The 24887-nt window shown below is 69.4% G+C and carries 21 protein-coding genes; 4 read left to right on the top strand and 17 right to left on the bottom strand.

Annotation, left to right across the window (positions count from 1 at the left end; all coding sequences use genetic code 11):
- Window positions 1–2 precede the first annotated feature (2 nt).
- From recC to recD, 3 genes are read left to right on the top strand one after another with little or no spacing between them, the layout of a single operon-like run.
- Window positions 3–3263: an exodeoxyribonuclease V subunit gamma gene (recC, locus tag RJ1_RS15750; RefSeq protein WP_073361319.1), complete on the top strand. Its 3261-nt coding sequence runs from the start codon at window positions 3–5 to the stop codon at window positions 3261–3263.
- Complete coding sequence (locus RJ1_RS15745) at window positions 3260–6571, top strand: UvrD-helicase domain-containing protein (RefSeq protein WP_240319758.1); 3312 nt, start codon at window positions 3260–3262, stop codon at window positions 6569–6571. The genes recC and RJ1_RS15745 overlap by 4 nt, the downstream gene beginning before the upstream one ends.
- Complete coding sequence (gene recD / locus RJ1_RS15740) at window positions 6568–8439, top strand: exodeoxyribonuclease V subunit alpha (protein WP_073361316.1); 1872 nt, start codon at window positions 6568–6570, stop codon at window positions 8437–8439. The genes RJ1_RS15745 and recD overlap by 4 nt, the downstream gene beginning before the upstream one ends.
- Here recD and RJ1_RS15735 read toward each other — a convergent pair.
- The 14 genes from RJ1_RS15735 to glyA all read right to left on the bottom strand — a co-directional run bounded on the left by RJ1_RS15735 (window position 8357) and on the right by glyA (window position 21527).
- A complete protein-coding gene (locus RJ1_RS15735) occupies window positions 8357–8887 on the bottom strand; it encodes a DoxX family protein (protein WP_073361352.1) in 531 nt (176 codons plus the stop codon). The two genes, recD and RJ1_RS15735, sit on opposite strands and share 83 nt — an antisense overlap.
- Window positions 8888–8905: 18 nt before the next feature.
- Window positions 8906–9397 (bottom strand): DUF4188 domain-containing protein, encoded by a 492-nt coding sequence (locus tag RJ1_RS15730; protein WP_073361314.1) that lies wholly within the window; start codon window positions 9395–9397, stop codon window positions 8906–8908.
- Between the two features lie 133 nt (window positions 9398–9530).
- Complete coding sequence (locus RJ1_RS15725; RefSeq protein ID WP_073361350.1) at window positions 9531–10025, bottom strand: pentapeptide repeat-containing protein; 495 nt, start codon at window positions 10023–10025, stop codon at window positions 9531–9533.
- Between the two features lie 207 nt (window positions 10026–10232).
- Window positions 10233–10613, bottom strand: a complete 381-nt coding sequence (locus RJ1_RS15720; protein ID WP_073361312.1) for an excalibur calcium-binding domain-containing protein — start codon at window positions 10611–10613, stop codon at window positions 10233–10235.
- Window positions 10614–11070: 457 nt separating this feature from the next.
- A complete protein-coding gene (locus RJ1_RS15715) occupies window positions 11071–11616 on the bottom strand; it encodes a hypothetical protein (protein WP_240319757.1) in 546 nt (181 codons plus the stop codon).
- A 1-nt stretch (window position 11617) separates the two neighbouring features.
- Window positions 11618–13000, bottom strand: coding sequence for an L-serine ammonia-lyase (locus tag RJ1_RS15710; RefSeq protein ID WP_073361310.1), 1383 nt, complete (start codon window positions 12998–13000; stop codon window positions 11618–11620).
- A 3-nt stretch (window positions 13001–13003) separates the two neighbouring features.
- Window positions 13004–13417: a glycine cleavage system protein H gene (locus tag RJ1_RS15705; protein ID WP_073361308.1), complete on the bottom strand. Its 414-nt coding sequence runs from the start codon at window positions 13415–13417 to the stop codon at window positions 13004–13006.
- A gap of 150 nt (window positions 13418–13567) precedes the next feature.
- Complete coding sequence (locus RJ1_RS15700; protein WP_073361306.1) at window positions 13568–14242, bottom strand: aminotransferase class IV; 675 nt, start codon at window positions 14240–14242, stop codon at window positions 13568–13570.
- On the bottom strand, window positions 14239–15138 hold the full coding sequence (gene folP / locus RJ1_RS15695) for a dihydropteroate synthase (RefSeq protein ID WP_073361304.1): 900 nt from the start codon (window positions 15136–15138) through the stop codon (window positions 14239–14241). Before folP ends, RJ1_RS15700 begins: the two co-directional genes overlap by 4 nt.
- Before the next feature lie 75 nt (window positions 15139–15213).
- On the bottom strand, window positions 15214–15807 hold the full coding sequence (locus RJ1_RS15690; protein WP_073361302.1) for a sarcosine oxidase subunit gamma: 594 nt from the start codon (window positions 15805–15807) through the stop codon (window positions 15214–15216).
- Window positions 15800–18658, bottom strand: a complete 2859-nt coding sequence (locus tag RJ1_RS15685; protein WP_073361300.1) for a 2Fe-2S iron-sulfur cluster-binding protein — start codon at window positions 18656–18658, stop codon at window positions 15800–15802. Before RJ1_RS15685 ends, RJ1_RS15690 begins: the two co-directional genes overlap by 8 nt.
- Entirely contained in the window at window positions 18655–18933 is a 279-nt protein-coding gene (locus RJ1_RS15680; protein WP_073361298.1) for a sarcosine oxidase subunit delta, read from the bottom strand. Before RJ1_RS15680 ends, RJ1_RS15685 begins: the two co-directional genes overlap by 4 nt.
- 33 nt (window positions 18934–18966) lie before the next feature.
- Window positions 18967–20202 (bottom strand): sarcosine oxidase subunit beta family protein, encoded by a 1236-nt coding sequence (locus tag RJ1_RS15675; RefSeq protein WP_073361296.1) that lies wholly within the window; start codon window positions 20200–20202, stop codon window positions 18967–18969.
- Window positions 20202–21527 (bottom strand): serine hydroxymethyltransferase, encoded by a 1326-nt coding sequence (glyA, locus tag RJ1_RS15670; protein WP_073361294.1) that lies wholly within the window; start codon window positions 21525–21527, stop codon window positions 20202–20204. The genes RJ1_RS15675 and glyA overlap by 1 nt, the downstream gene beginning before the upstream one ends.
- 113 nt (window positions 21528–21640) lie before the next feature.
- Here glyA and RJ1_RS15665 point away from each other — a divergent pair, with 113 nt between their 5' ends.
- Complete coding sequence (locus RJ1_RS15665; RefSeq protein WP_073361292.1) at window positions 21641–22312, top strand: GntR family transcriptional regulator; 672 nt, start codon at window positions 21641–21643, stop codon at window positions 22310–22312.
- 69 nt (window positions 22313–22381) lie between these two features.
- Here RJ1_RS15665 and purU read toward each other — a convergent pair whose 3' ends face one another.
- From purU to RJ1_RS15650, 3 genes are all read right to left on the bottom strand, one after another.
- Window positions 22382–23230 carry a formyltetrahydrofolate deformylase gene (gene purU, locus RJ1_RS15660; RefSeq protein WP_073361290.1) on the bottom strand — a complete coding sequence of 283 codons (849 nt, stop codon included), beginning with the start codon at window positions 23228–23230 and terminating at the stop codon, window positions 22382–22384.
- Between the two features lie 127 nt (window positions 23231–23357).
- Window positions 23358–24251 carry a bifunctional 5,10-methylenetetrahydrofolate dehydrogenase/5,10-methenyltetrahydrofolate cyclohydrolase gene (locus RJ1_RS15655; RefSeq protein WP_073361288.1) on the bottom strand — a complete coding sequence of 298 codons (894 nt, stop codon included), beginning with the start codon at window positions 24249–24251 and terminating at the stop codon, window positions 23358–23360.
- Entirely contained in the window at window positions 24248–24868 is a 621-nt protein-coding gene (locus tag RJ1_RS15650) for a cyclodeaminase/cyclohydrolase family protein (RefSeq protein ID WP_073361348.1), read from the bottom strand. The genes RJ1_RS15655 and RJ1_RS15650 overlap by 4 nt, the downstream gene beginning before the upstream one ends.
- Window positions 24869–24887 lie beyond the last annotated feature (19 nt).

Raw genomic sequence — 24887 nt, 5'->3', positions numbered from 1 at the left:
ACGTGCTCGTACTGCATCGCGCCGAGCGTTCCACCACCCTCGCGTCGGCACTCGGCGACGTGCTCGCGACCCCGCTGTCCGATCCGTTCGCCCGTGAGATCGTCGCAGTCCCCGCGAAGGGTGTGGAGCGCTGGCTCACGCAGCGGCTGTCGACGTCGCTCGGTGCGCGCCCCGGCCTCGGCGACGGTGTCGCCGCGAACATCGACTTCCCGTCGCCGACCCGGCTCGTCGACGAGGCTCTCGCGGCGGCCACCGGGGTGTCGGCCGACGACGACCCGTGGGCTCCGTCGCGCCTGCTGTGGGCGCTGCTCGACGTCGTCGACGAATGCCTCGGCGAACCCTGGTGTGCTGTTCTCGCGAAGCATCTCGGGCACGGCGTCCCTGACCAGAACCCGGACGATCACCGGCCGGGCCGGCGCTACGCCACCGCCTCACACCTGACCGACCTGTTCCGGAGTTACGGCGCTCAGCGGCCCGCGATGCTGGTCGACTGGGCCGGAGGCCGCGACACCGACGGCGCGGGTGGTCCGCTCGACGACGACCTGCTCTGGCAGGCCGAACTGTGGCGGCGGCTGCGCGCGCGCATCGGCACCCCGGCGCCTGCCGAGCGGCTCGACTCCGCGTGCGACCGACTGCGCGAGGAACCGCACCTCGTCGAACTCCCGGGCCGGCTCTCGCTGTTCGGCCCGACACGCCTCGCGACCGATCAGATCGCCGTCCTCGCCGCGCTCGCCGTCAATCGTGATGTGCACCTGTGGCTTCCGCATCCGAGCCCGGCGATGTGGTCTGCCCTGGCCTCGACGGACGGCGTGCTCGCGCGCGCCGACGACCACTCCGCGCTGGCCGTCGCCCACCCACTGCTCTCCAGCTTGGCGCGGGACGTTCGCGAACTCGAGTCCAGGCTGACGCGCCTCGACGTCGACGACGTCCACCACGAGGGTCCTGCGCCGCGCGACTCCCTGCTGGGGTGCCTGCAGGCGGATGTCAGGGACGACCGTGCGCCCGTCCTCGCCGAGTGCACGGCCGACTCGTCCGTCCAGGTGCACGCCTGCCACGGGCCGGCCCGCCAGGTGGAGGTCCTGCGCGAATGCCTCCTGCACCTCTTCGAGGACGATCCGAGTCTCGAACCGCGCGACGTGCTGGTGATGTGCCCCGACGTCGAGTCGTACGCCCCGCTGATCCGCGCGGCGTTCGGGCAGGACGTGCTCGGGCATCCCGGTCACCGACTGCGGGTCCGCCTCGCGGACCGTGCCCTGCACCAGACCAATCCGGTTCTCGCGGTCGTGTCGACTCTCCTCGAACTGGCCGACGCGCGGGTCACGGCCAGTCAGGTGCTGGACCTGTCGGCGGCCGCCCCCGTGCGCAGGCGATTCCGGTTCGGCGACGACGACCTCGAACGGATCCGGGAGTGGGCCACCGCGACGGGCGCCCGCTGGGGAATCGGACCGCGACAGCGCACCGCGTTCGGTCTCGGCGACTTCCCGCAGAACACGTTCACCACCGCGCTCGACCGCATCCTGCTCGGCGCCGCGGCCGACGAGTCGGAAGGCGAATGGCTCGCCCTCGCACTTCCGCTCGACGACGTCGACAGCACCGACATCGATCTCACCGGGAGGCTCGCCGAGTTCGTCGACCGACTCGACGTCGCGCTGCGCGGACTCGGCGGACCGCAGTCGGTCGCGGCGTGGTCGGGCGCCCTCACCCGGGCGTTGGACCTTCTCGTCGACGTCGGCGCCGCCGACACGTGGCAACTGGCGCAGGCGCGCCGCGAACTCGGGGCCGCGATGGAGCACGGCGGCGACGCGGTCCTGCGGCTGTCGGACGTGCGGGCCATGCTTGCCGCCCGCCTCGCGGGCCGTCCCACCCGCGCGAATTTCCGCACGGGGGAGCTGACGGTGTGCACCATGGTGCCGATGCGGTCGGTGCCGCACCGCGTCGTCGTCCTCCTCGGTCTCGACGACGAAGTGTTCCCGCGGGGTGTGAGTGTCGACGGCGACGACGTGCTGGCCCGCAATCCTCTGCTCGGCGAACGTGATCCGCGGAGCGAGGATCGGCAGCTGCTGCTCGACGCCGTCATGTCGGCGAGTGAGAAACTCCTGCTGTTCTACACGGGCGCCGATCCCGTCACCGGTATGACCCGGCCTCCGGCGATCCCGCTGTCCGAGCTGCTCGACGCGGTGGCGGCCACCGCCGGGAGTGATGCTCTCCCCGCCATCGTGACCCGGCATCCGTTGCAGCCGTTCGATGCCCGCAACTTCCGGCCGGATCGCCCGTTCAGTTTCGACCGGGCGGCACTGGCCGGTGCCCGCGCCGCGCAGCACCCGCCCGAACCGGAGCCCGAGTTCCTGCCCGCGCCGTTGGTGCCGCCGCAGCCAGGGGACGTCGATCTCGCCGACCTCATCGCGTTCCTCGTGCATCCGACGCAGGCGTTTCTGCGGCAACGGCTCGGATTGCGGGTTCCCGACGTCGACGAGGACCTCGCCGACAGTGTGGATGTGTCGCCCGATCCGCTGGCCCGGTGGGATCTCGGACAGCGGATGCTCCTCGCGAGGCTGGCGGGAGTCGAACTGGCCGACTTCCGCGCCGCGGAGTGGCGCCGAGGTACGTTGCCACCGTTCAAGTTGGGGGAGTCGGTGCTCGGGGGTATCGAGCACGCGGTGGAGTCGCTCGTCGCGGTCAGCGGGTCCGTGCACGTCGGCCGCGCGGAGACCGTGGACGTCGACGTCGACCTCGGTTCCGGTCGGCGACTCACCGGAACCGTCGGCGGTGTGCACGGATCGGTGATCGCGAGCACCACGTACTCCCGGTTGGGTCCCAAGCACCGCCTCGCCGCGTGGGCGCAGTTGCTGGCGGTGGCGGCCTCCGACGGTGGGAGCGACTGGACTGCCGTGACGACCGGCCGGGGGGCGTACAGCCGTCCGGCGTGGCGTTCGACGTTGACGGTGCCCGAGAACCCGGTGGAGGAGTTGGTCCGCCTGGTCGAACTGCGGGATCTGGGTCTGCACGCCCCGCTGCCGATCGCCACGGGGGCGTCGGCGGCGTACGCCGAACGACGGTACGGCGGCAGCAGCGTGGAGGAGGCGATCGAGGCGGCCCGGAAGGAGTGGAGCAGTGATTTCGGTGATTCACGCGACCGGCACATCACCTACGTGTACGGGGCTTCTCCGGGGCTCGACGTGCTCGGTGATTCGGTGACGATCGAGAACTACGCCCGGCAACTGTGGGCGCCGCTGCTCACCGCCGAGACGCTGGCGCAGCCGTGAACGGCGCGAGAGGGTTCGACCTGCTGGGCTCGCTGCCCGAGGGGACGACGGTGCTCGAGGCGAGCGCCGGCACCGGCAAGACGTACGCGATCGTCGGCCTGGCCGCTCGCTTCGTAGCCGAGGGCGGCGTGGACCTGTCGCAGCTGTTGCTGGTCACGTTCAGTCGGGCGGCCACGCAGGAGTTGCGGGAACGCACCCGCGAGCGATTCGGTTCGGCCGCAGCTGCATTGGCCGATCCGGCGGCGGCGCGCCTGAGCGCGGATCACCTGATCCGGCATCTCGCCGGAGGTGACGCCGAGGAGGTGACGCTGCGACGCCGGCGCCTGCTGCAGGCACTGTCGGACTTCGACGCTGCCACCATCGTCACCACGCACAGCTTCTGCCAGCGCATGCTCGACGGACTCGGCATCGCCGGCGAGCGCGACCCCGACACGGTGCTCGTCGAGGCGGCCGAAGACCTCGCGACGGAGGTGATCGACGACCTGTACCTGCGGGCCTACAGTCGCGTCGACGTCGCGCCGTTCACTCCGGCGGAGGCCACCGCCGCGGCCCGGGCCGCCATCTTCGACCCGCAGGCCGTGCTCGCCCCGGAAGGCGCGCGGGGCACCCCGGCCGGGGACCGGGTGGCGTTCGCCGAGGCGGTGCGCGCCGAGGTCGAGCGGCGCAAACGCGCGGTCGGGTTGCGCGACTTCGACGATCTCCCGATGCTCCTGCACCGCGTCCTCAGCGACCCCGAGCACGGTGCGGCGGCCTGCCGGCGGGTCCGCGAACGGTACGGCGTCGTGCTCGTCGACGAGTTCCAGGACACCGACCCGTTGCAATGGGACATTCTGCGCCGCACCTTCCACGGCAACGGAACGCTGGTGCTCGTCGGCGATCCGAAGCAGGCCATCTACGCGTTCCGCGGGGCGGAGGTGCTCAGCTACCTCGATGCGGTGCGGTCGGCCGACCGGCACCAGGAGTTGACCACCAACTGGCGCAGCGATCAGGAACTCCTCGACGGCCTCGAGTATCTTCACGGCGGTGCCGCGCTCGGGCATCCCGAGATCGTGGTGCACCGCGTCGACGGTGCGAGGCCCAAGTCGCGCCTCACCGGCGCCGCGCCGCTGAGGCTGCGGTATCTGCCCCGGACCGGTGCGGGGCCGATCAACAAATCGGGGTATCCCGCGGTGGGGCCACTCCGCAAGCGGATCGCCGCCGACCTCGCCGCCGACATCGTCGCCCTCCTCGACGGCGGTGCGACGCTCGACGTCGGGGGCAGCGCCCGACTCGTCGAACCCGGCGACATCGCCGTGCTGGTGCGCACCAACGCCCAGATCACGCTGGTCCACGACGCTCTCGATCGGGCGGGTGTGCCGTCCGTGCTCGCCGGTGGGGCCAGTGTCTTCACCACACCGGCTGCGCAGCACTGGCTCTGGATCCTGCAGGCCATCGAGCAACCGCACCGGGCCGACCGGGTGCGGCTGGCGGCCCTCACGCCGCTGCTCGGACATACGGCCGAGGAACTCGATGCCCGCGGCGACGACATCGTCGCGGAGGTCGGCGGGCAGCTCCGCGAACTCGGTGCGGTGTTCGCGCAGTCCGGTTTCGCGGCCCTGTTCGAACGACTGTCCGCGGTCGCCGCCCTCGAGGCGAGACTGCTTCGGGTGGCGGCCGGCGAGCGGGCACTCACCGACCTGCGGCACGTGGCGCAGTTGCTCAACAGCGCCGCCGTCGAGCAGTCGCTCGGTCTGACGGCGGTCACCCGCTGGCTCACCGAACGCATGAAGGACCCGGCCTCGGGCGGGGTGGATCGCAGCCGAAGACTCGACAGCGACGCCGCGGCCGTGCAGATCGCGACCGTCCACGCCAGCAAGGGCCTCGAATTCCCGCTCGTCTACCTGCCCTACGCCTGGGACGCCGCCAAGATCTCGAAGCCGAGCAAACTGCTCCTGCACGACGACGACGGGCGGCGCATCCTCGACGTCGGAGGTCCGGGCAGCCCCGGCTACGCGGACCGCAGGAACCGGCACGACGCGGAAGAGGCGGGGGAGGAGCTGCGGCTGCTGTATGTCGCGGTCACCCGCGCGATGTGCGGGCTCGTGGTGTGGTGGGCGCCGGCGTTCACGACGGCGGGAGCGCCGCTGCACCGGATGATCCTCGGGCGGCCGCCCGGGCAGCGGGAGGTACCGCAGAAGGTCACCGTTCCCGAGGATCCGGTTGTCGCGGAACGGTTGTCCGCGTGGGGCGCGACGGCCCCGGAGACGGTGACGGTCGAGGCGGTGGGTTCCGAACCGATCGCGCCGGTCGGGTGGACGCCGCAGCGTGAGCCCAGCGGAGACCTGGAAGCCGCACGGTTCCGTCGGCTGCTCGACACGCGCTGGCGTCGCACGTCGTATTCGGCGTTGACCGCCTCCGCGCACGACGCGCCCGCCGTGGGGAGCGAAGCGGAGGTCGACGAGAAGACGGACGAGCCGGACGAACCGCCGCTGCAGGCACCGGTCGACGTCACCACCGGTGTGCCGTCGACGATGAACGAACTCCCGGGCGGCGCGACGTTCGGCACGCTCGTCCACGCCGTCTTCGAGATCGTCGACACCGCAGCGCCCGATCTGGAGGAGGAGGTGCTGCGGTGCTGCCGCGACGTGATCGGGTCGACCCTCTCGGACATCGACCCCGTCCAGCTGGCGACCGCGCTGGTGCCGGTGCTGCGGACGCCACTCGGTGCGGGGGCCGAGCGGGCACTCGCCGAACTCGCACCCGCAGACCTGCTGGCGGAACTCGACTTCGAACTGCCCCTCGCCGGTGGTGACACGCCCTCGCTGACCGTGATGCTCGACGGACTCGGCAGACTGCTGCGCACACACCTTCCGGACGGCGATCCGCTGCAGTCGTACGCCGACGCCGTGCAGACACTCGAACCGACGCCGCTACGCGGATATCTCACCGGCAGCATCGACGCGGTGCTGCGACTGCCCGGGCCGCGATACGTCGTGGTCGACTACAAGACCAACCGCCTCGCGCAGGGTGAGCTGACCACCGCCCATTACACCCGCGACAGCATGGCCGCCGAGATGCTGCGGTCGCACTATCCGCTGCAGGCACTGCTGTATTCCGTTGCGTTGCATCGCTATCTGCGCTGGCGGCAACCGGATTACGATCCGTCGGTGCACCTCGGTGGCGTCCAGTACCTGTTCGTCCGCGGCATGGTCGGGCCCGACACCCCACTGGGCTGCGGCGTCTTCGACTGGGCACCGCCCGCCGCGCTGATCACCGAACTGTCCGATCTGCTGTCCGGGTCGGCCACCGATCCCGAGGGAGCGCCGTGACCGAGGTGCAGATGGCGCAGCGCGGCAAGGGAAGGCTGCGGATCTTCAACGAGGCCGGGGTGCTCGCCGCCGCGGATGTGCACGTCGCGTTGCGGTTGTCGGCGCTCGGGGGCGAATCGTCCGAAGACGTCGTGCTGGCGACGGCGCTGGCGGTGCGCGCGGTGCGGGCCGGTTCGGTGTGCCTGGACCTGACGCGGATCCGGGAGGTGACCGTCGACGAGGAGTCCGAGGTCGACCTCGACGCGCTGCCGTGGCCGGACGACGACACCGTCGTCGAGGCGCTGCGCCGGAGCCCGCTGATCACGGGTGGTTCGAAGGGGCCTCTGCGACCGCTGCGGCTCGTCGACACCGCGGAGGGCGGGCTGCTCTACCTCGACCGGTACTTCCGGCAGGAGGCGACCATCCGGCGGGTCCTCGACCAGCGTGCCGTCGGGCAGCCCCTCGTCGACGAGCAGGCGCTGCGCGACGGGTTGGACGCGTTGTTCCGCGACCAGCACGACGTCGAGACGCCGTCCCCGTCACCGGATCGGCAACGGATCGCCGCCGCCGTGGCCGCCACACAGTGGACGTCGGTGGTGGTCGGCGGACCAGGAACGGGCAAGACGCACACCGTCGCCCGGGTGCTGGCGCTGCTGACGAGGCAACCGGGGCCGACGCGGCGCATTGCGCTCGCCGCCCCCACCGGCAAGGCCGCGGCGCGGTTGCAGGAGGCGGTGAACGAGCAATCCGACGCACTCGGGTTGCCGCCCGACCTGAATGCGATGACGCTGCATCGGCTGTTGGGGTGGCAGCGTGGGCGCGGCAGCAGGTTCCGCTACAACGCGAACAATCATCTGCCCTACGACGTGATCGTCGTCGACGAGACGTCGATGGTGTCGTTGACGATGATGTGCCGGCTGCTCGAGGCCGTCCGCCCCGACACCCACTTGGTGCTCGTCGGCGATCCGGATCAGCTGACGTCCGTCGACGCGGGCGCGGTTCTCGCGGATCTGGTGGCGCGGCCGGTGTCGGGAACCGAGAATCCTGTGCTCGCGCGGGTGGTCGGAGCGGACCTGGAGGCCGCGGACGACCCCCTCGAAGCGTCGCTGAGTACCGGAGAACGCGACCGGTTGCGTGGCGGAGTGGTTCGGCTCAGCCGCGGACGCCGGTTCGGCGGTGGCATCGCGACACTGGCTGTGGCGGTGCGGGACGGGGACGAAGACCGGGTGATCGAGATCCTGCGCGGCGGCGGTGCCCCCGAGGTGTCGTTTCACGATCCGGACGACCTGGACGCACTGCGGTCGGACGTGGTGGGCACGGCCGCCGCGGTTACCCGCTCCGCGGAGTCCGGCGATGCGGCTGCTGCACTGCGGCATTCGGAGGAGCACCGACTGCTGTGTGCGCACCGGGAAGGTCCGTACGGCGTGCAGCGGTGGGCGCGGCAGGCGATGGAGTGGGTCGGGGAGGCGACGGGGCAGCGGCTGGACCCGGATCGCTGGTACCCGGGCCAGCCGCTGATGGTGACGGCCAATGATCACGAAACGAAGATCTACAACGGCGACACCGGGGTGATCGTGCGGCGTGACGACGACGAACTCGTCGCCGCCTTCGTGCGGGGCAACGAACCGTTCCTGTTTCATCCGACGCATCTCTCCGCGGTGCAGACGGTGTACGCGATGACGATTCACCGCAGTCAGGGCAGTCAGTACGACACGGTGTCCGTCGTTCTTCCCGGTGAGGCGTCCTCTTTGCTGACCCGCGAGTTGCTGTACACCGCGATCACCCGCGCACGACAGCACGTGCGGATCATCGGGACCGAGGACGCGGTGCGGGCAGGAGTGCAACGCCGGGTGCTGAGGGCGAGTGGGCTTCGGAGGGCGATTCCGTAGCACGGCTTCGCAGAGAGGAGATCACGACGGCGACAGTCGCCGACAGGAAGACGATCTGCAGGAGTGTGCGGGGGATCAGGGCTTCGAACGGTCCCGTCGAGAGTCCTTCCACGGCGGCGTACACGTTCGCCGGGAACATCAGGATCAGCAGTGCGGTGAGGCAGCCTGCCGCCCACGGCGCGGTACGTCGGATCAGCAGTCCGGCGGCGCCGGCCAGTTCGAGCAGACCGGTCACGGTCACCAGCAGTCCGGGATTCGGCAGAGCCGGCGGGACCATGGCGACGAGTTCCGCTCGCATTCCGACGAAGTGGGCCATGCCGGTCAGCGTGAACATGGCCGCGAGTCCGCCCCGCAGGGCAACGGGCCACGGTCGAAACCGGCGCACACCCGCTGCGCCTGCGGCGAGCAGTGCCAGAGTGACGGCGACGAGGGCGATCAAGGGTTCCATCATCTTCTCCTGAATCGATCAGTGTTCGTGGGAGTTACTGCTGCGGGACAGCCGGTCTCGGGCGCGGCTGAACTTCTGTGTGACGGGTACGCGTTCGGTGGCACGTGCCAGGCCCATTGCCGGGGTACCGACGTAGATCGACTCGGCGTGGTCTACCGGATAGGTCTCGTGCCAGACACCGACCGCGCCGGGAGCCTTGCGGGCCCGCTTGTTGAAGGCGGCCCAGGCCGGGCGATGCTTCGCTTGGCTGTCGCTGGCATAGGCGTACAGCTTGTCGACGGAGTTCCAGTACTGAATCACTGTCGGGCCGCGCCCCTCGAACGTCAGGCGGTAGCCCATCAGGCCCGAATCGGGGTCCTCCGACAGCTCGCGCAGCATCCTCGGCATCGCCAGAAATGCCGGGAGCCACAGGTCCGGTCGCCACGGCCGGTTGATGGTCATCCCGATCAGGAAGACCACCAGTTCGCCGTCGTAATGGTGCGTCGAACGGGCGGGTTCGATCGTCGTCATCGGATGCCTCCCTACATTGGATATCAGTACTATCTAATAATGGATAGTGACAGTATCCAATGTCAAGGGGTGCAGGCATACGAAAACCCGGACCGCGCAGTGCGCAGCCCGGGTGGGGTGGATCAGGGATGGATTACGGGGACTGGACCGGCGGTGTCACCGGGACGACCGAGGCGAGTGCCCGTTCGTGCGCCTCGGTCGACCATTCGGGCTCGGTGGTGATGTTCATGTCCCCGATGATCGTGCCGAAGATGTCGATGTCCGTGCTGTACAGGATCACGGCGTTGCGCTGCGAGTCCGTGAAGTTCGTGTTGGTGATGTTCGCGTCGCTCAGATCGGCGTACGACAGATTCGCGGCAGCGAAGTTGGTGCCGGTGAGATCCGCTCGCTTCAGGTTCGCGCCCGACAGGTCGGCGAAGCTCAGGTTCACCCCGGCCAGATTCGCGAAACTCAGATCAGCGCCGGGGCACGTCGTACGATCTTCGGGCGTCGGATTCGCCACGATTCTGCAGCCGTTGATCTCGGTGAGCGCGTCCGCCGTGGCGGTGCCCGCGCCCGCGGCGAATGCGGCACCCCCGGCCAGCGCCACCGTGCCCAGTGTCAGAGCCGTGAAATGTGTCCTGCTCATGCCGGACTGCCCCCTCGCGTAGAAACCTCCACCGTCATCGCCGAACATAGTGCCGAACGCACCGTGCCGCACGGGGAATCGCCACACCGGCCCTGTCGGGGCTGGCGTTGTGAGATACGCACCCCTTCTCGGTAGCCGCACCCCTTCTAGTGCGCGAAATGGGGTGCATCTGCGGAGAAGGGGTGCGGCTGCGGGTGTAGGTCGGGGTTACTCGCAGGCGATGCCGTCGTTGTCGCGGTCGAGGTGCGACGCGTAGCCGTCCTGGCCTCGGTAGATCGGCGTCACACCGGCGTTGCGGGCCTCGGTGCAGTTCTTGTACCCGGCGCTCGGTGCGGGTGCCGGCGGAGCGGGAGCCGCCTGCGGTGCGGGAGCGGCCTGCGGCGCCGGTGCCACCTGCGGTGCCGGTGCCGGGGCGGCCGGGGCGGGCGGCAGGAGGGGGTTCACCGCATCCGCCGAACCGCTCGGAATCAGGGACGCGATCTCCGGGGGAAGGAAGTCGAAGATCGTCGCCGCCTGCGCGGAGGGTGCGGCTGCCATCGAAATGGCGGCACAACCGAGGACGCTGAGAACGAACCGTCGAGCCTTCATCTTCTACCTCGTTCAGGGGTGGGGCGGGCCTCGACAGGATCACCGGCACATGCACCTCGCGACATCGCTTTCATGATTCGGATCCCGTCTGCCGATGATGGTAGCCGCGGCCGAAAGGTCCTGTGACTCAGGCAGCTCCGATGTCGATCATCCGAATGACAGCGGGAGTCGCGCGACCCGCTGGATCTGAGACGCACCCCTCTTCGGCAGACGCACCCCTTCTGGGGCCCGAATAGGGGTGCGTCTGCGCAGAAGGGGTGCATGTGCGGACGGCGACGACGCTGCGGGAGAACGATCATCCGGGCCTGCCGCGGGCGTTCACCGATGCAGTGCTCGCGGCCGCGAACTAGCTCCCTCCTGTGAGCAGACGCGCCACGGCTCGAGCAGCGTCTCGAAGTGCGAGCCGGTGAAGTCGTCCGTTCCGACCAGATCCGCCACCGCGAGCGCCGCAGCCGCATCACGGACCGCGGTCGCGAGTTCCGAGCACAGCCGCTCGTCCTCCCGCAGGGTCACCCCGTCCATGTGGCGCCGTTCCCAGGCGGCGTCCTGGGCGCGATACCAGGACTTGATCCGTCCGGCCGCCCAGGCCGCATCGCGCGCAGATCCAGGCAGCGAGCCTCGGGCGACTGTCGACGGCGTCGCTCGGCTGCCGCAGTTCTCCGAAGCGCTCGTGCAGGACTGTTGCCGCGTCGACGGCGTGCATCATCACCTGCGGCCAGTTGGGGCCGAACGTCTCCTCACATTCGTGTTCGGTCACCGCGAACGAATCGAGCCCGGCGAGCGCGTCGTCCAGGACGTCCTGCTGCAGGATGTCGGACGCCGGCAGGTCGCGCCGGCTCAGCAACTGGAACGCAACGAACGCGTCACCGCGGACCGGCGCGCAGTGCACGAGGACCTCGAGAACGGAGAAGCCCGTCTCGGGTGCGGAGTCTCCGAGGTCGCGGTGCCGCCGAATGAACTGCGCGGCGCGGGCGGGCAGAAGCCGAAGTTCGTCGGTGATCACGTCAGCACTCGACATAGTTGACCGGAACGTTGACGGCCAGACCGCCGGTCGACGTTTCCTTGTACTTCGACAGCATGTCCGCACCCGTCGAGCGCATCGTCTCGATCACCTGATCGAGGCTGACCCGATGGGTGCCGTCGCCGCGCAAAGCCATGCGAGCGGCGTTGATGGCCTTGCCCGCCGAGATCGCATTGCGTTCGATGCAGGGGATCTGCACCAGACCCTCGATGGGGTCGCAGGTGAGACCGAGGCTGTGCTCCATCGCGATCTCCGCGGCGTTCTCCACCTGTTCGATGGTGCCGCCGAGGATCTCGGCGAGCCCGGCAGCGGCCATGGACGCCGCGGACCCCACCTCGCCCTGGCAACCGACCTCGGCGCCGGAGATCGATGCGCGCTCCTTGTACAGCGACCCCACCGCTCCGGCGGCCAGGAGGAAGCGGATCGCGGTGTCGTCGGGATCCGCCCTCCCCGCCGGCGTGTAGTGGACGGCGTAGTGCAGCACCGCGGGAATGATGCCCGCTGCGCCGTTGGTCGGCGCGGTGACGATCCGGCCGCCGGACGCGTTCTCCTCGTTGACGGCGAGCGCGACGAGGTTGACCCAGTCCTCGGCGAAGGCGGGATCTCGTTGCGGGTCTTCCTGATCCAGCCGCAGGTACCAGTCCCGCGCGCGGCGCCGCACGCGCAGAGCGCCGGGAAGGATCCCGTCGCGGGATATCCCACGCTTCTCGCATTCCACCATGACGTCGCGAATGTGGAGGAGTCGTTCGTGGATCTCCGCGGTCGGACGCTGTTCGCGTTCGAACTCGAGCATCACCTCGCTGATGGTGTAGCCGTGGCGGGCCGCGAGATCCAGGAGTTCCTTCGCTGACCCGAACGACAGGCCGCCGCTGCTGCCCGCCGGCGGCTCCGCGCTCTCCGCTTCGGTGACGACGAAGCCGCCGCCGACGGAAAAGTAGGTCTCGCTGTGGATCTCGACGCTCCCGGCGGCGAAGGCGGTGATCGTCATTCCGTTCGGATGCAACGGCAGGATGGTCAGCGGATGGAGGACGATCTCGTCCTCGGCCAGCGCGACGCCATGCGATCCGCCGATCGTGACGCGGCGGGTGGTCCGCATCTCCTCGAGCCGCCGTTCCATCTCGGCGGTCTCGATCTTCTCCGGGAAATACCCTTCGAGTCCGAGCAGCACCGCCGACATCGTGCCGTGGCCCGCTCCAGTGGCCGCGAGGGAGCCGTACAGGTCGACGCGGACATCGGCCACGTCGGCGAGCGCGTCGAGCGCGCGGAGATCGGCGACGAACCTCGCGGCAGCGCGCATCGGCCCGACGGTGTGGGAACTCGAGGGACCGACACCGACGGAGAACAGGTCGAACACACTGATGGTCATCGGTTACACCGCCTCGCTGAGTTCGTTGGCGTATTGCGCGGGAGTGAGGAGTCCGTAGGCGGACGACGTCGGGAGGGGGAGGACCGCGAACAGCCAGCCCCGGTGGAACGGGTCGTCGGCGACGAGTTGCGGATTCGCGAGGGCGTCGGCGTTCGTGAGGGTGACGAGTCCGCTGATCGGTGCGTACATCGTGATCGGAGTGCGGTCCGACGACCACACCAGGGCGCAGGGGGCGCCGGCCTCGATGGTGCTGCGCACCGCCGGAAGTTCCAGCCCGACCACCTCGACGTCGTCGAGGGTCGTGTCCGTGACGCCGGCCCGGAGCGGAAAGTCGGAGAAGTTCTGTCCCGGTGCGAGGGCCAGCCAGCTGTGCATTGCCGTGAACCGTCGATCCGAGGGAATCTTTCGAGCTCTCATGCCTTTTCCTTTGACAGTCGGGCGTTGTGGTCGCGGACCTCGCGTGGGATCCAACAGATCGGATATTGATATATCAGTCTGTGTGATAACGGTAGGTCAGGTATCGAGGTGGGTCAAGAGGGATCTGGAGAAGGTCCGGAAACGAAGCGGCTACGGCCGGAGGGTCGCGGGCAGCACGCCCTTGAGCGAACTCGTCACGGCGAGTGCTTCGGCGGCCAGGACGTCGGCCGGGGTGAGAATGCGCTCGCGCATCGACCCGCGGTCGAGCTGCCAGGACCGCTCGACACCCGGCAGGCACCCCGACGACAACGGCGGCGTCCACCAGACGCCGTCGATCCGGGCCGCGAGGTTCGCGATCGTGGTCTCGGTGACGTGCCCGAGTTCGTTGACCAGCACCACGTCGTCGGCCCCGGGATTGCGGCGGCGCCTGCGGTCGTACCGCTCGCGCAACGTCGTCTTGTGACCGAGGAGGACGTCCCGGGAGTCGACGGGTTCGTCGTCGAGCACGAGAGACACCGAGGCGGGCGCGACCGGCGGCCCGAAGACGTCGACGTCCACACCACCGTCGCGGTGCAAGCGCACGCGGACCCGGGCCGCTCCGACGCCCGACAGCCGCTGAGCGAGCCGGCTCCGGACGTCCGATTCCCGGAGCGCGTACCCGAGCACGGCCGCGGAGCGGGCCAGACGTCGCAGGTGACGCTCCACGTGCCGCAGGCCGGTCCGCGGATCGTGATACATCGTCTCCATCAGCTGGGCATCAGCCAGCTGAACCCCGCCGGCATCGATCGTCGCGAGCCCGGCTGCGGCGGACACGGGGGTGTTCACAGGGCGGAGGCTCGATTCGGCACGGGAGTGGAGTGGGCGGGACCACGATATACGAGCGCGCGGAGAACGGACACCGCGTCCACGGTCGCGGCGACGTCGTGCACGCGGAGCACGGCCGCTCCGTTCTGCGCCGCGACGAGGGCGGCGGCGACCGACCCGGCGAGCCGCTGGTCGACGTCGCGTCCGGTGATCGCGCCCACCATGCCCTTGCGCGACAGCCCTGCCATGACCGGCAGATCGAGGTCGGCGATCTGGTGCAGCTCCGAGAGCAACTCGAGATTGTGCGTGAGGGACTTGCCGAATCCGAATCCCGGGTCGACGAGGATGTGCGAGCTCGGTATGCCCGCTTCGAGACACGCCGTGATGCGGGCGACGAGGAATCGCCGGACCTCGCCGACCACGTCGGTGTAGGTGGGGGCTTTCTGCATCGACTCGGGGTCGCCCTGCATGTGCATCAGACACACCGGGACCTGCAGTTCCGCGGCGGCGCGCAGGGCACCCCGGACACGGAGTGCGCGGACGTCGTTGATCAGGGTCGCGCCGGCGGCGACCGCTTCCCGCATCACCTCCGGGCGGGACGTGTCGACGGAGATGGGGACAGCGGTCCGGCGAGCGAGTGCGTCGATGACGGGGACCACGCGGTCGATCTCGTCGCTGACCGACGGTGGCCGCGACCCCGGCCGCGTCGATTCACCGCCGACGTCGAGAAGTCCGGCGCCCTCCGCGACGAGCGACAGTCCGTGCTCGACCGCCGCGGACGTGTCGAGGTACCGGCCGCCGTCGGAGAACGAATCGGGTGTCACGTTGACGATGCCGCAGACCACGGGGACATCGTGGGCGAGCGCGGTGAGCAGGCGGTCGGGGCGGGACGCGATGAGAACAGGGGGCGGGGCCATCCGGGCACTCCTTCCAGAATGGGATCGGTCCGGTGGACGGCGCCATGTCGCCCACCGGACCGAGGACTGTCGCGTTTACACGGGTTCGACGCCGAACTCCTCGGCGGCGTCGATCAGCCACTCCGCGAGATACCGGGCGAACGAGGCCCGCACCAGGATGCGGTAGTCGGTGCCGGTGTCGTCGAGCGCGATCAGCACGACGCCGGCGAGACCGAGCATCGTCTGCACGGCCGAACCCGGCCCGAAGACCCTGGGGTGCAAGTCGATCGAGCAGCCCTTGGCGAGAACGTCGCGGGCGTGCACTCCGGTGAGCCGGATCGCCGTGCGCTGCGCGGAGACGTCGATCGCGGCGCCGCCGTGCGGGGTCACCGCGGTGCGCAGCGCGTCCTCGAGCTCCTCGGGAGACTGGGATCGGGTGGTGACCAGCCATTCCTCCGGGCCGAGCCAGACGACGGTGATCTCGCCGCGCCCGACGCGTGTCGACGGTGTCGTGGGCAGGTCGACGCCGAGCATGGCGGCCGCCGCCGCGCCGCCGGGGCCGCTCGGGTCGACCCACAGATCGACCGTCGCGACGAACGGTTCCTCGGCGAGGCTCACCGAACCGGGCAGCGCCGAGAACTTCTGGTCCCAGCCGTGCAGGGGGCTGAGGGGAACGAGGGTGTCAGCCATCGCGGCGTGCTCCTTCGGGATCGACGAGAACGGAACCGGTGACCTCCACAGCCACCAGCTGGCCGTCCACCGGGACGTGCAGGGTGTCACCGACTCGGGCCCGGCCACCCTTGACGAGGGCGAGACCGAACGGCCGGCCGAGTTCGGCGCTGAGGTAGCTCGACGTGACGTGGCCGAGCATCGGCACCGGAGGGGGCGGCAGGACGCCGTCGGAGATCTCTTCGATGATCTGCGCGCCCTCGGGCAGCACGGTCTGCTTGTCGAGGGGCAGCAGCCCGACGAACTGCTTGCGCAGCGGGTTCTGGTTCTCCTCACGGGAGAAGGAGCGCTTCCCGATGAAGTCGGGCTTCTTCTTCGACACCGCCCAGCTCATCCCGAGGTCCTGCGGGGTGACCGTGCCGTCGGTGTCCTGACCGATGATCGGGTAGCCCTTCTCCGCGCGGAGCACGTGCATCGTCTCGGTGCCGTACGGGGTGATGTCGAACTTCTCACCGGCCGCGATGAGGCGGGCCCACACGGCGGGCGCATGCCAGCCGTTGACGTTGACCTCGAAGGCGAGTTCGCCGGAGAAGCTGATCCGCGCGACCCGCACATGCACGCCGCCGAGGGACGTGTCGCGCCAGGCCATGAACGGGAAGGCGTCGTTGCTGACGTCGAGGTCGGGGAAGACCTCCCCGATCACGTCGCGCGAGCGCGGTCCGACGACGGGGAACGTGGCCCACTGTTCGGTGACCGAGGTGAGGCGCACCCTCAGGTGCGGCCATTCGGTCTGGAGCCATTCCTCCATCCAGTCGAGGATCTTCGCGGCGCCACCGGTGGTGGTGAAGACCTGGAACCGGTCGTCGGCCAGGCGCATCACGGTGCCGTCGTCGATGACCATGCCGTCGACGCCGCACATGACGCCGTAGCGGACCATGCCGACCTTGAGGGTGCTCATCATGTTCGTGTAGATCATGTCGAGCAGCACCCCGGCGTCGGGACCCTGGACGTCGATCTTCCCGAGGGTGGAGCCGTCGAGGATGCCGATGCTGCGGCGCACCGCGGCGCACTCGCGCAGCACCGCCGCGTCCATGTCTTCCCCGGGGAGCGGGTAGTAGCGGGGACGCTTCCACTGGCCGACGTCCTCGAACACCGCGCCGCGGCCGACGTGCCAATCGTGTAGTGCCGTCACCCGTTCGGGGTCGAAGAGGGCGCCGCGACTGCGGCCGGCGAGGGCCGCGAACGCGACCGGCGTGTACGGCGGACGGAACGTGGTGGTGCCCAGCGTCTCGATCGGCCTGCCCAGCAGTTCGGCGGTGATACCGGACGAGATGACGCCGGACGTCTTGCCCTGGTCGTGTGCGGTGCCGATGGTCGTGTAGCGCTTGATGTGCTCCATCGACGTCATGCCGGCGCCCACCGCGCGGGAGAGGTCGGCGACCGTCGCGTCACGCTGCACGTCGACGAACTGGCTGTCCTCGCCGGCGACGTCCGGCACCCGCCACAGCACCAGCGGTGCGGACGATGCGGAGTCGGCTGCGGTCGTCACGTCGATCGTGCGGTCGGGGACGGCGTAGCCCAGCTCTCTCATGATCGCCTGCCCGGCCTTCTGCCCGTCGCGCAGACACCCGTCCAAGTCGAAGATTCCGTTGGCGGAACCGGCGACGGAGACGCCGTCGAGGGTCTCGCCGGGGACGAACGCGCCGAGGTTCTCGTCGTAGCGGAGTTTGCCGCGGGCCTGGCTGAACAGGTGCACGGCCGGGTTCCAGCCGCCGCTGACCAGCAGGACGTCGCAGGCGAGGGGAAGTGCGGTGCCGGTGTTTTCGCGCTGGGAGACGACGGCGTGGCTGATCCGGCCGTTGCCGCGAGTACCCGACACCACGGACCCGGTGCGGACGGCGATGCCCCGCTTGTCGCATTCGGCCTGCCAGCGGGCGGGTGCCTGATCGCGGGCCTCGACGATCGCGTTGATGCGGACACCGGCGTCGTGCAGGTCGATCGCCGACTCGTACGCGCTGTCGTTGGTGGTGAACACGACGGCCTGCTCGCCGACCTTGACACCGTAGCGGTGCAGGAAGGTGCGGGCGCCGTGCGCGAGCATGATGCCGGGGCGGTCGTTGTCGGTGAAGACGACGGGACGCTCGTGCGCCCCGGCAGCGACGAGGATGTGCCGGGCCCGGATCCGCCACACACGTTGGCGGCTCAGCGCCGCCGGTGCCTCGACGCCGAGGTGGTCGGTGCGACGCTCGAGTGCGAGGACGAAACCGTCGTCGTAGTTGCCGAACGCCGTGGTGCGCTGCAGGTGCAGCACATCCGGGAAGGTGGCGAGCTCGGCGACCGCGGCGGCCACCCAGTCGAGGGCAGGGGCGCCGTCGATGAGGTCGGTGGACCCGAGCAGGTCTCCGCCGGCTTCGTTCTGCTCGTCGACGATCACCACCCGCGCGCCCGCCCGGGCGGCGGTGAGAGCCGCGGCGAGACCCGCCGGGCCGGCGCCGGCGACGAGCAGGTCGGTGTGGACGTGCGTGGCGTCGTACTTCGCCGAATCGGCGATCGTGGCAAGACGTCCCTGACCGGGGATGCCGCGGGCGACGAGACCGTCGAACAGTTCGATGGTGGTGGCGAGCAGCATCGGCTCGGGGAACGGCTCCTCGATCTGCACGAGGCCACCCGTGTCCTCCGCCCACGCCGCAGTGATGCCGCGGGGCCGGCCCAGTTTGATGCTGGTGGTGATCTGGTGGACGCCGTTGGCCAGCAACGCCGAGCCGAGGGTGTCGCCGGCGTGGCCGGTCAGTTCCCGGCCCTGGAAGGTGAAGGTGTAGGAGGTGTCGCGGTCGATGCGACCGCCCTGGCGGGTGCGGAAGGGTGCGTTCACGATATCGTCGGCTTCTGCTCGTCCAAGCGGTAGACGCTGTGGAATCGGTAGGTGGCGGTGTCGCGTACGGCGTTGAACCAGCGCCGGCATCCGGCGCTGTGGTTCCACCGTTCCGCGAAGAGACCCTTCGGGTTCGCGCGGAAGAACACGAAGTGCGCCCATTCCTCGTCGTTCAGCGACGCGGGGTCTTCCGGGTAGACGACGTGGGCTTCGCCGCCGTAGTGGAACTCGGTTTCCTCACGGGACCCGCACCACGGGCATTCGATGAGTTGCATTGGGGCTCCTGGATTTCAGTGCGCGACGGGGGATCAGTGCGCGACGGCCGCTGCGCCGTGCTCGTCGACGAGGGCTCCGGTGACGAACCGGTCGAGGCTGAACGGCGCGATGAACTCGTGGGGTTCGTCGTTGGCGATCGTGTCCGCCAGGCACCAGCCGAGACCCGGAGTGGCCTTGAATCCTCCGGTGCCCCAACCGCAGTTGAGATACACGTTGTCGTAGGGCGTGCGGCCCACGATCGGCGAGGCGTCGGGGCACACGTCGACGATGCCGCCCCAGGTGCGCAGCAGGTGTGCGCGGGCGAAGACGGGGAACAACTCGACCGCGGCCGCCATCTGCCGTTCGATGATGTGGAACGCACCGCGCTGGCCGTACCCGTTGTAGGAGTCGACACCGGCGCCCATCACCAGTTCACCCTTGTGCGCCTGCGAGACGTACACGTGGATCGCATTGGACATCACGATGGTCGGGTGCACGGGCTCGAGCAGTTCGGAGACCAGCGCCTGCAGGGGATGGGACTGCACGGGGGTGCGGATGCCGAGCATGTCGGTGAGCGTCGAGGTGTGTCCGGCCGCGCACAGGGCGACCTGGCCGGTCGCGATGTCGCCGCGGGTGGTGCGCACCCCGGTGACCTTGTTGCCGTCGGTGACGAACCCGGTGACCTCACAGTTCTGGATGATGTCGATGCCGGCCTCGTCGGCGCGGCGGGCGAATCCCCAGGCCACGTAGTCGTGCTTGGCGATGCCGGCGCGCGGCTGATAGGTCGCGCCCATCACGGGGTAGCGGATGTCGCTCGAAATGTTCACCAGCGGGCACAGCTTCTTCACCTCGTCGGGCCCGACCCACTCGGCGTCGATGCCGTTGAGTTTGTTGGCCTCCACGCGGCGAACACTGTCGCGGACGTCCTGCAGGCTGTGCGCGAGGTTGAGGACGCCGCGCTGGCTGAACAGGATCGGGTAGTCCAGATCCTCCTCGAGACCCTCCCACAACTTCAGGGCGTGCTCGTAGATCTTCGCGCTCTCGTCCCACAGGTAGTTCGACCGGATCAGGGTGGTGTTCCGGGCCATGTTCCCGCCCGCGAGCCAACCCTTTTCCAGGACCGCGACGTTGGTGATGCCGTGGTTCTTCGCCAGGTAGTGGGCGGTGGCCAGGCCGTGCCCGCCGCCGCCCACGATGACGACGTCGTACGACTTCTTCGGTTCCGGGTTACGCCACAGGAAGTCGGGGTGGTCGGGCAGGTGGGCGCCGGGTGGCTGGGTGGCACTCATCAGTTCGCCTCCGTGAGGTCGGGGTAGAGCGGGAAGCGCAGGGCGAGGGCGTCGACGCGGGCGCGGAGTTCGTCGAGTCCGGCCTCGTCGGTGGCCGGCCGCAGCGCGTAGCTGATGATGTCGGCGACCTCGGTGAACGCGTCCAGGTCGAAACCGCGGGTCGCGAGGGCGGGGGTGCCGATCCGCACGCCGGAGCTGACCATCGGCGGCCGCGGGTCGAACGGAACGGCGTTGCGGTTCACGGTGATTCCCACCCGGTGCAGCCGGTCCTCGGCCTGCTTGCCGTCGAGTTCGGACTCGCGCAGGTCCACCAGCACCAGGTGGACGTCGGTGCCGCCGGAGACGACGTTGATGCCGGCCTGCCGGGAGTCGTCCTGCAGGAGGCGGTCGGCGAGGATCTTCGCACCGGCGAGGGTGCGTTCCTGACGCTCGCGGAACTCGGGCTCGGCGGCGAGCTTGAAGGAGACGGCCTTGCCGGCGATCACGTGCTCGAGCGGGCCACCCTGCTGTCCGGGGAACACCGAGGAGTTGAACTTCTTGGCCAGCGCCTCGTCGTTGGTGAGGATGACACCGCCGCGGGGGCCGCCCAGGGTCTTGTGCGTCGTCGAAGTGACCACGTGGGCGTGCGGGACGGGGGACGGGTGCAGTCCGGCGGCGACGAGACCGGCAAAGTGCGCCATGTCGACCATGAGGTAGGCGCCGACCTCGTCGGCGATCGCGCGGAATCGGGCGAAGTCGAGCTGGCGGGTGTACGCGGACCAGCCGGCCAGGATCAGCTTGGGGCGGTGCTCGCGGGCGAGACGCTCGACCTCGTCCATGTCGACCAGGTGATCGTCCTCGCGGACGTGGTAGGCGGCGACGTCGTAGAGCTTGCCGGAGAAGTTGAGCTTCATGCCGTGCGTGAGGTGGCCGCCGTGCGCGAGGTCGAGGCCGAGGATGCCGTCGCCGGGCTTCAGGAGCGCCGACATCGCGGCCGCGTTGGCCTGCGCGCCCGAATGAGGCTGCACGTTGGCGAACTTCGCACCGAACAACGACGTGAGGCGATCGATCGCGAGCTGCTCGATCACGTCGACGTGCTCGCAGCCACCGTAGTAGCGACGTCCGGGGTAGCCCTCGGCGTACTTGTTCGTCAGTACCGACCCCTGCGCCTGCATCACCGCGAGCGGGGCGAAGTTCTCGCTGGCGATCATCTCCAGGGTGCCCTGCTGGCGCTGGAGCTCGGCCGCGATCGCCTGGTGCACGGCGGGGTCGAGGTCGGCGAGCGAATGGGTCAGCGTCGGGTTCGCTGCTGCCGCTTCGGTGCGGCCTGCGGTGTCCACGGTCATGGTTCGCCTTTCTGGAAGGTCAGTTGACTTCGAACTGATATATCAACTGGAAAGTAGAGTAAGGTCAGGACCGGACAAAGGTCAATAGCTCCGGAATATCAGGGAGACGGAACATGAGCCTGGCGCATTCATCGATCGCGGACACGGCATCGAACGGCGGCACCAACGCCGACCGCGCGTACGAGATCGTGCGCGAACGCCTGGTCATGCTGGACATCCGGCCCGGCGAGCCGATCAACGACGACCGCCTCGCCGAAGAACTCGGATTCGGCCGCACCCCGGTGCGTGAGGCTCTCAAGCGCCTCGAACGGGAGCGTCTCGTCGTCGCCTACCCGCGACGGGGAACGTTCGCGACCGCCGTCGACATGACCGACCTCGCCGACATTTCTGAGATCCGCAAGCAACTCGAACCCACCGCGGCCGCACGTGCGGCGCGGACGGCATCGCAGGACGCGCGATCGCGCCTGTCGGCACTCGCCGACGAGATCGCCGAGATCAGCGACAACGAGGACCCGCGTGACGTCCTCCGCAAGGACGTGCGCGTCCACCGCGAGATCTACCGGGCGTCGGGGAATCCGCACCTCGAAGACATCCTCGTCAGCCTCGACGCCCACGCCACCCGCATCTGGTGTCTGTTCCTCGACCGCCTGCCCGACGTCGCGAGCCACGTCCGCGAGCACGCGGACCTGCTCCGGGCCATCGTCGACGGCGACGAGGACACCGCCGCGGCGCTCACCCTCGCTCACGTCGCCGGCTTCGAGAAGGCCATCCGCGACCTGCTGTAGGCGCTCCGCGCCCGTGAGTGATTAACGAGTCTCTGGACTCGTTAACCACTCACGGGCGGCGGAGCCGCCTCAGCTGAAGACCACCGTCCGGTGGCCGTGGAGCAGGACGCGGTTCTCGCAGTGCCAGCGCACGGCGCGGGAGAGTGCGAGGGCTTCGGCGTCCTGCCCGACCGTGGCGAGTCGTGCCGGGTCGAAGGTGTGGTCGATGCGGATGACCTCCTGCTCGATGATGGGGCCTTCGTCGAGGTCGGGGGTCACGTAGTGGGCGGTGGCACCGACCTGCTTGACGCCGCGGTCGAACGCCTGGTGATAGGGCTTGGCGCCCTTGAAGCCGGGCAGGAACGAGTGGTGGATGTTGATGGCCCGGCCGCGCAGTGCCCGGCACGCGTCGTCGGACAGCACCTGCATGTAGCGGGCGAGGACCACGAGATCGGCGTCGAACTCCTCGACCAACTCGAGCAGTCGGGCCTCTGCCTCCGGTTTGGTGGCCGGGGTGACCGGGACGTGGACGAACGGCAGTCCGGCGGCCTCGGCCATCGGCCGGAGCGTCTCGTGGTTGGAGACGACGGCGACGAGTTCGGCGCCGAGGTTGCCGGCCCGCCACCGGAAGATGAGGTCGTTGAGGCAGTGCCCCATCTTGGAGACCATCACGATCACGCGGGGCAGGTCGGTGCCGTTGAAGGTGAACGTCATGCCGAATTTCTCGGCGACGCTCCGGAATTCCTCGGTGAGGCGCTCGATGTCGACGTCTTCTGCCGACACGAACGACGTGCGGAGGAAGAAGGCGTCGCTCAGGGTGTCGTCGAACTGCTGATGCTCGGCGATATCGCAGTTCTGCTCGAAGAGAAAGGAGCTGACTGCGTGAACGATCCCGGGACGCTGAGCGCAGCTGAGCGTCAGAGTGAAGGTCTGGGTCATGTGGGTCTCCTCGATGCCGGACTGGTTGTGGTGTCGCCAATTGAGGTGTCAGTCCGAGCGAACTGATATATCAGAATGGCCAATGTTATTTCAGGCTGGACGAGCGGGTCAAGGGGAGGCGGGGCAGTCAGCCGCCGCTTCGGGACCCGGTCAGCAGAGCGTCCGATCGGGTCTGGGCGTACTGGGTGGCGGCAGCGTCGACGGTGTGATTGAGCAACAGTGCGGTGGTCACCGGTCCCACCCCTCCGGGAACCGGGGTCAGCGCACCGGCGCGTCCGTCGACGGCGGCGAAGTCGACGTCACCGAGCAGTTGCCCGTCGTCGGTGGCCGTGGTCCCGACGTCGATCACGACGGCACCCTCCGCCACGTGCTCGGCCCTGATCAGTCCCGGGATCCCGACCGCGACGACGAGAATCTCGGCGTCGCGGGTAGCGGCGACAAGGTCGGCGGTGTGCCGGTGGCACACGGTCACCGTCGCGTTGCGTTGCACGAGCAGATGCGCGGCGGGACTTCCCACGACCGTCGACCGCCCGACGACCGCGGCGGTCTTGCCGTGCAGGTCGATTCCGTGGTGATCGAGGAGTGCGATCACCGCTTGCGCGGTGGCGGGCGCGAACGCCGGGAGGCGGGCGACGAGGCGTCCGAGGCTGACCGGGTTCGCGCCGTCGATGTCCTTGGCGGGATTGATCGCCTCGCGGAGCGCATCGAGGTCGGTTCCCTCCGGCAGGGGCGTCTGCAGGATGATTCCGTGGACGTCGGGGTCGTGGCCGAGTTCGACGAGCGTCGTGTGGATCTGCTCGGTGGTCGCCGACGGTCCGAGATCGACGATGTCGCACAGAATTCCGGTGCGCTTCGCGGCCGACGCGATGGATCGGACGTACCAGGCGGTCGACTCGTCGTCGGTGGCGAGCACCACCGCCAGGGTGGGCCGGATTCCGATCTCGGACAGGGCATCGGCCGCGACGGAGGCATCGTTGCGGATGGAGGCGGCGAGTTCGGCGCCGCCGAGGCTTCGGGTCATGAACTCAGCTGCTTTCGTACTCGTGTCGTGACGGCGTCGGCGCGGTCGAGGATGGTGTCGACTCCGGCCACGCACTCGGTGAGGGTGTGTCGGGTTCTCGGGTCGGTGATGCCGGGCAGGTTCACCTCGACGTTGACGCGCGCCGTGGTCGCCGCCGCCCGTGCGGCCTCCGCGGCGGCCGCGATGTCGCTGACGACGGTGCGATTCGCCACCGGCAGCAGGGTTTCGGCGAGGGCCACCACCTCGCCCGCCGCGGCCACCACCTCGGCGGGGACCGCGGCGGCGCCGGCGAGGGCCGACGCGATCACCGCGGTGCGCGCGGCGGATTCGTCGTCCGTGCCCTGAGGTAACCGGTAGGCGTCGATGACGGCGGTGAACGCCGCCATGTCGTCCTCGGCGAATTGCAGGGCCTTCTCCCGGTGGGCGTCCGCGGCGGCGCAGACCCGCTCGACGAGAAGACCGTGGTCGGCGTACCGCTTGCCGGTGGTGTACCGGGCGACCATCGCCACCAGGGCGGCGGCCTGGCCGAGGTGCAGCGCGGCGGTCGCGCCGCCGCCCGGAGCCGGGATCCGGGCGGCAAGCGAGTCCAGGAAACCGGTGATCGTGTCGTGCCGCATCTGATCGTTCTCCACGGTC

This window comes from Rhodococcus jostii NBRC 16295 (genome assembly GCF_001894825.1).
GTDB classification, from domain to species: domain Bacteria; phylum Actinomycetota; class Actinomycetes; order Mycobacteriales; family Mycobacteriaceae; genus Rhodococcus_F; species Rhodococcus_F jostii.
This window is presented reverse-complemented; position numbering and strand designations above follow the sequence as displayed.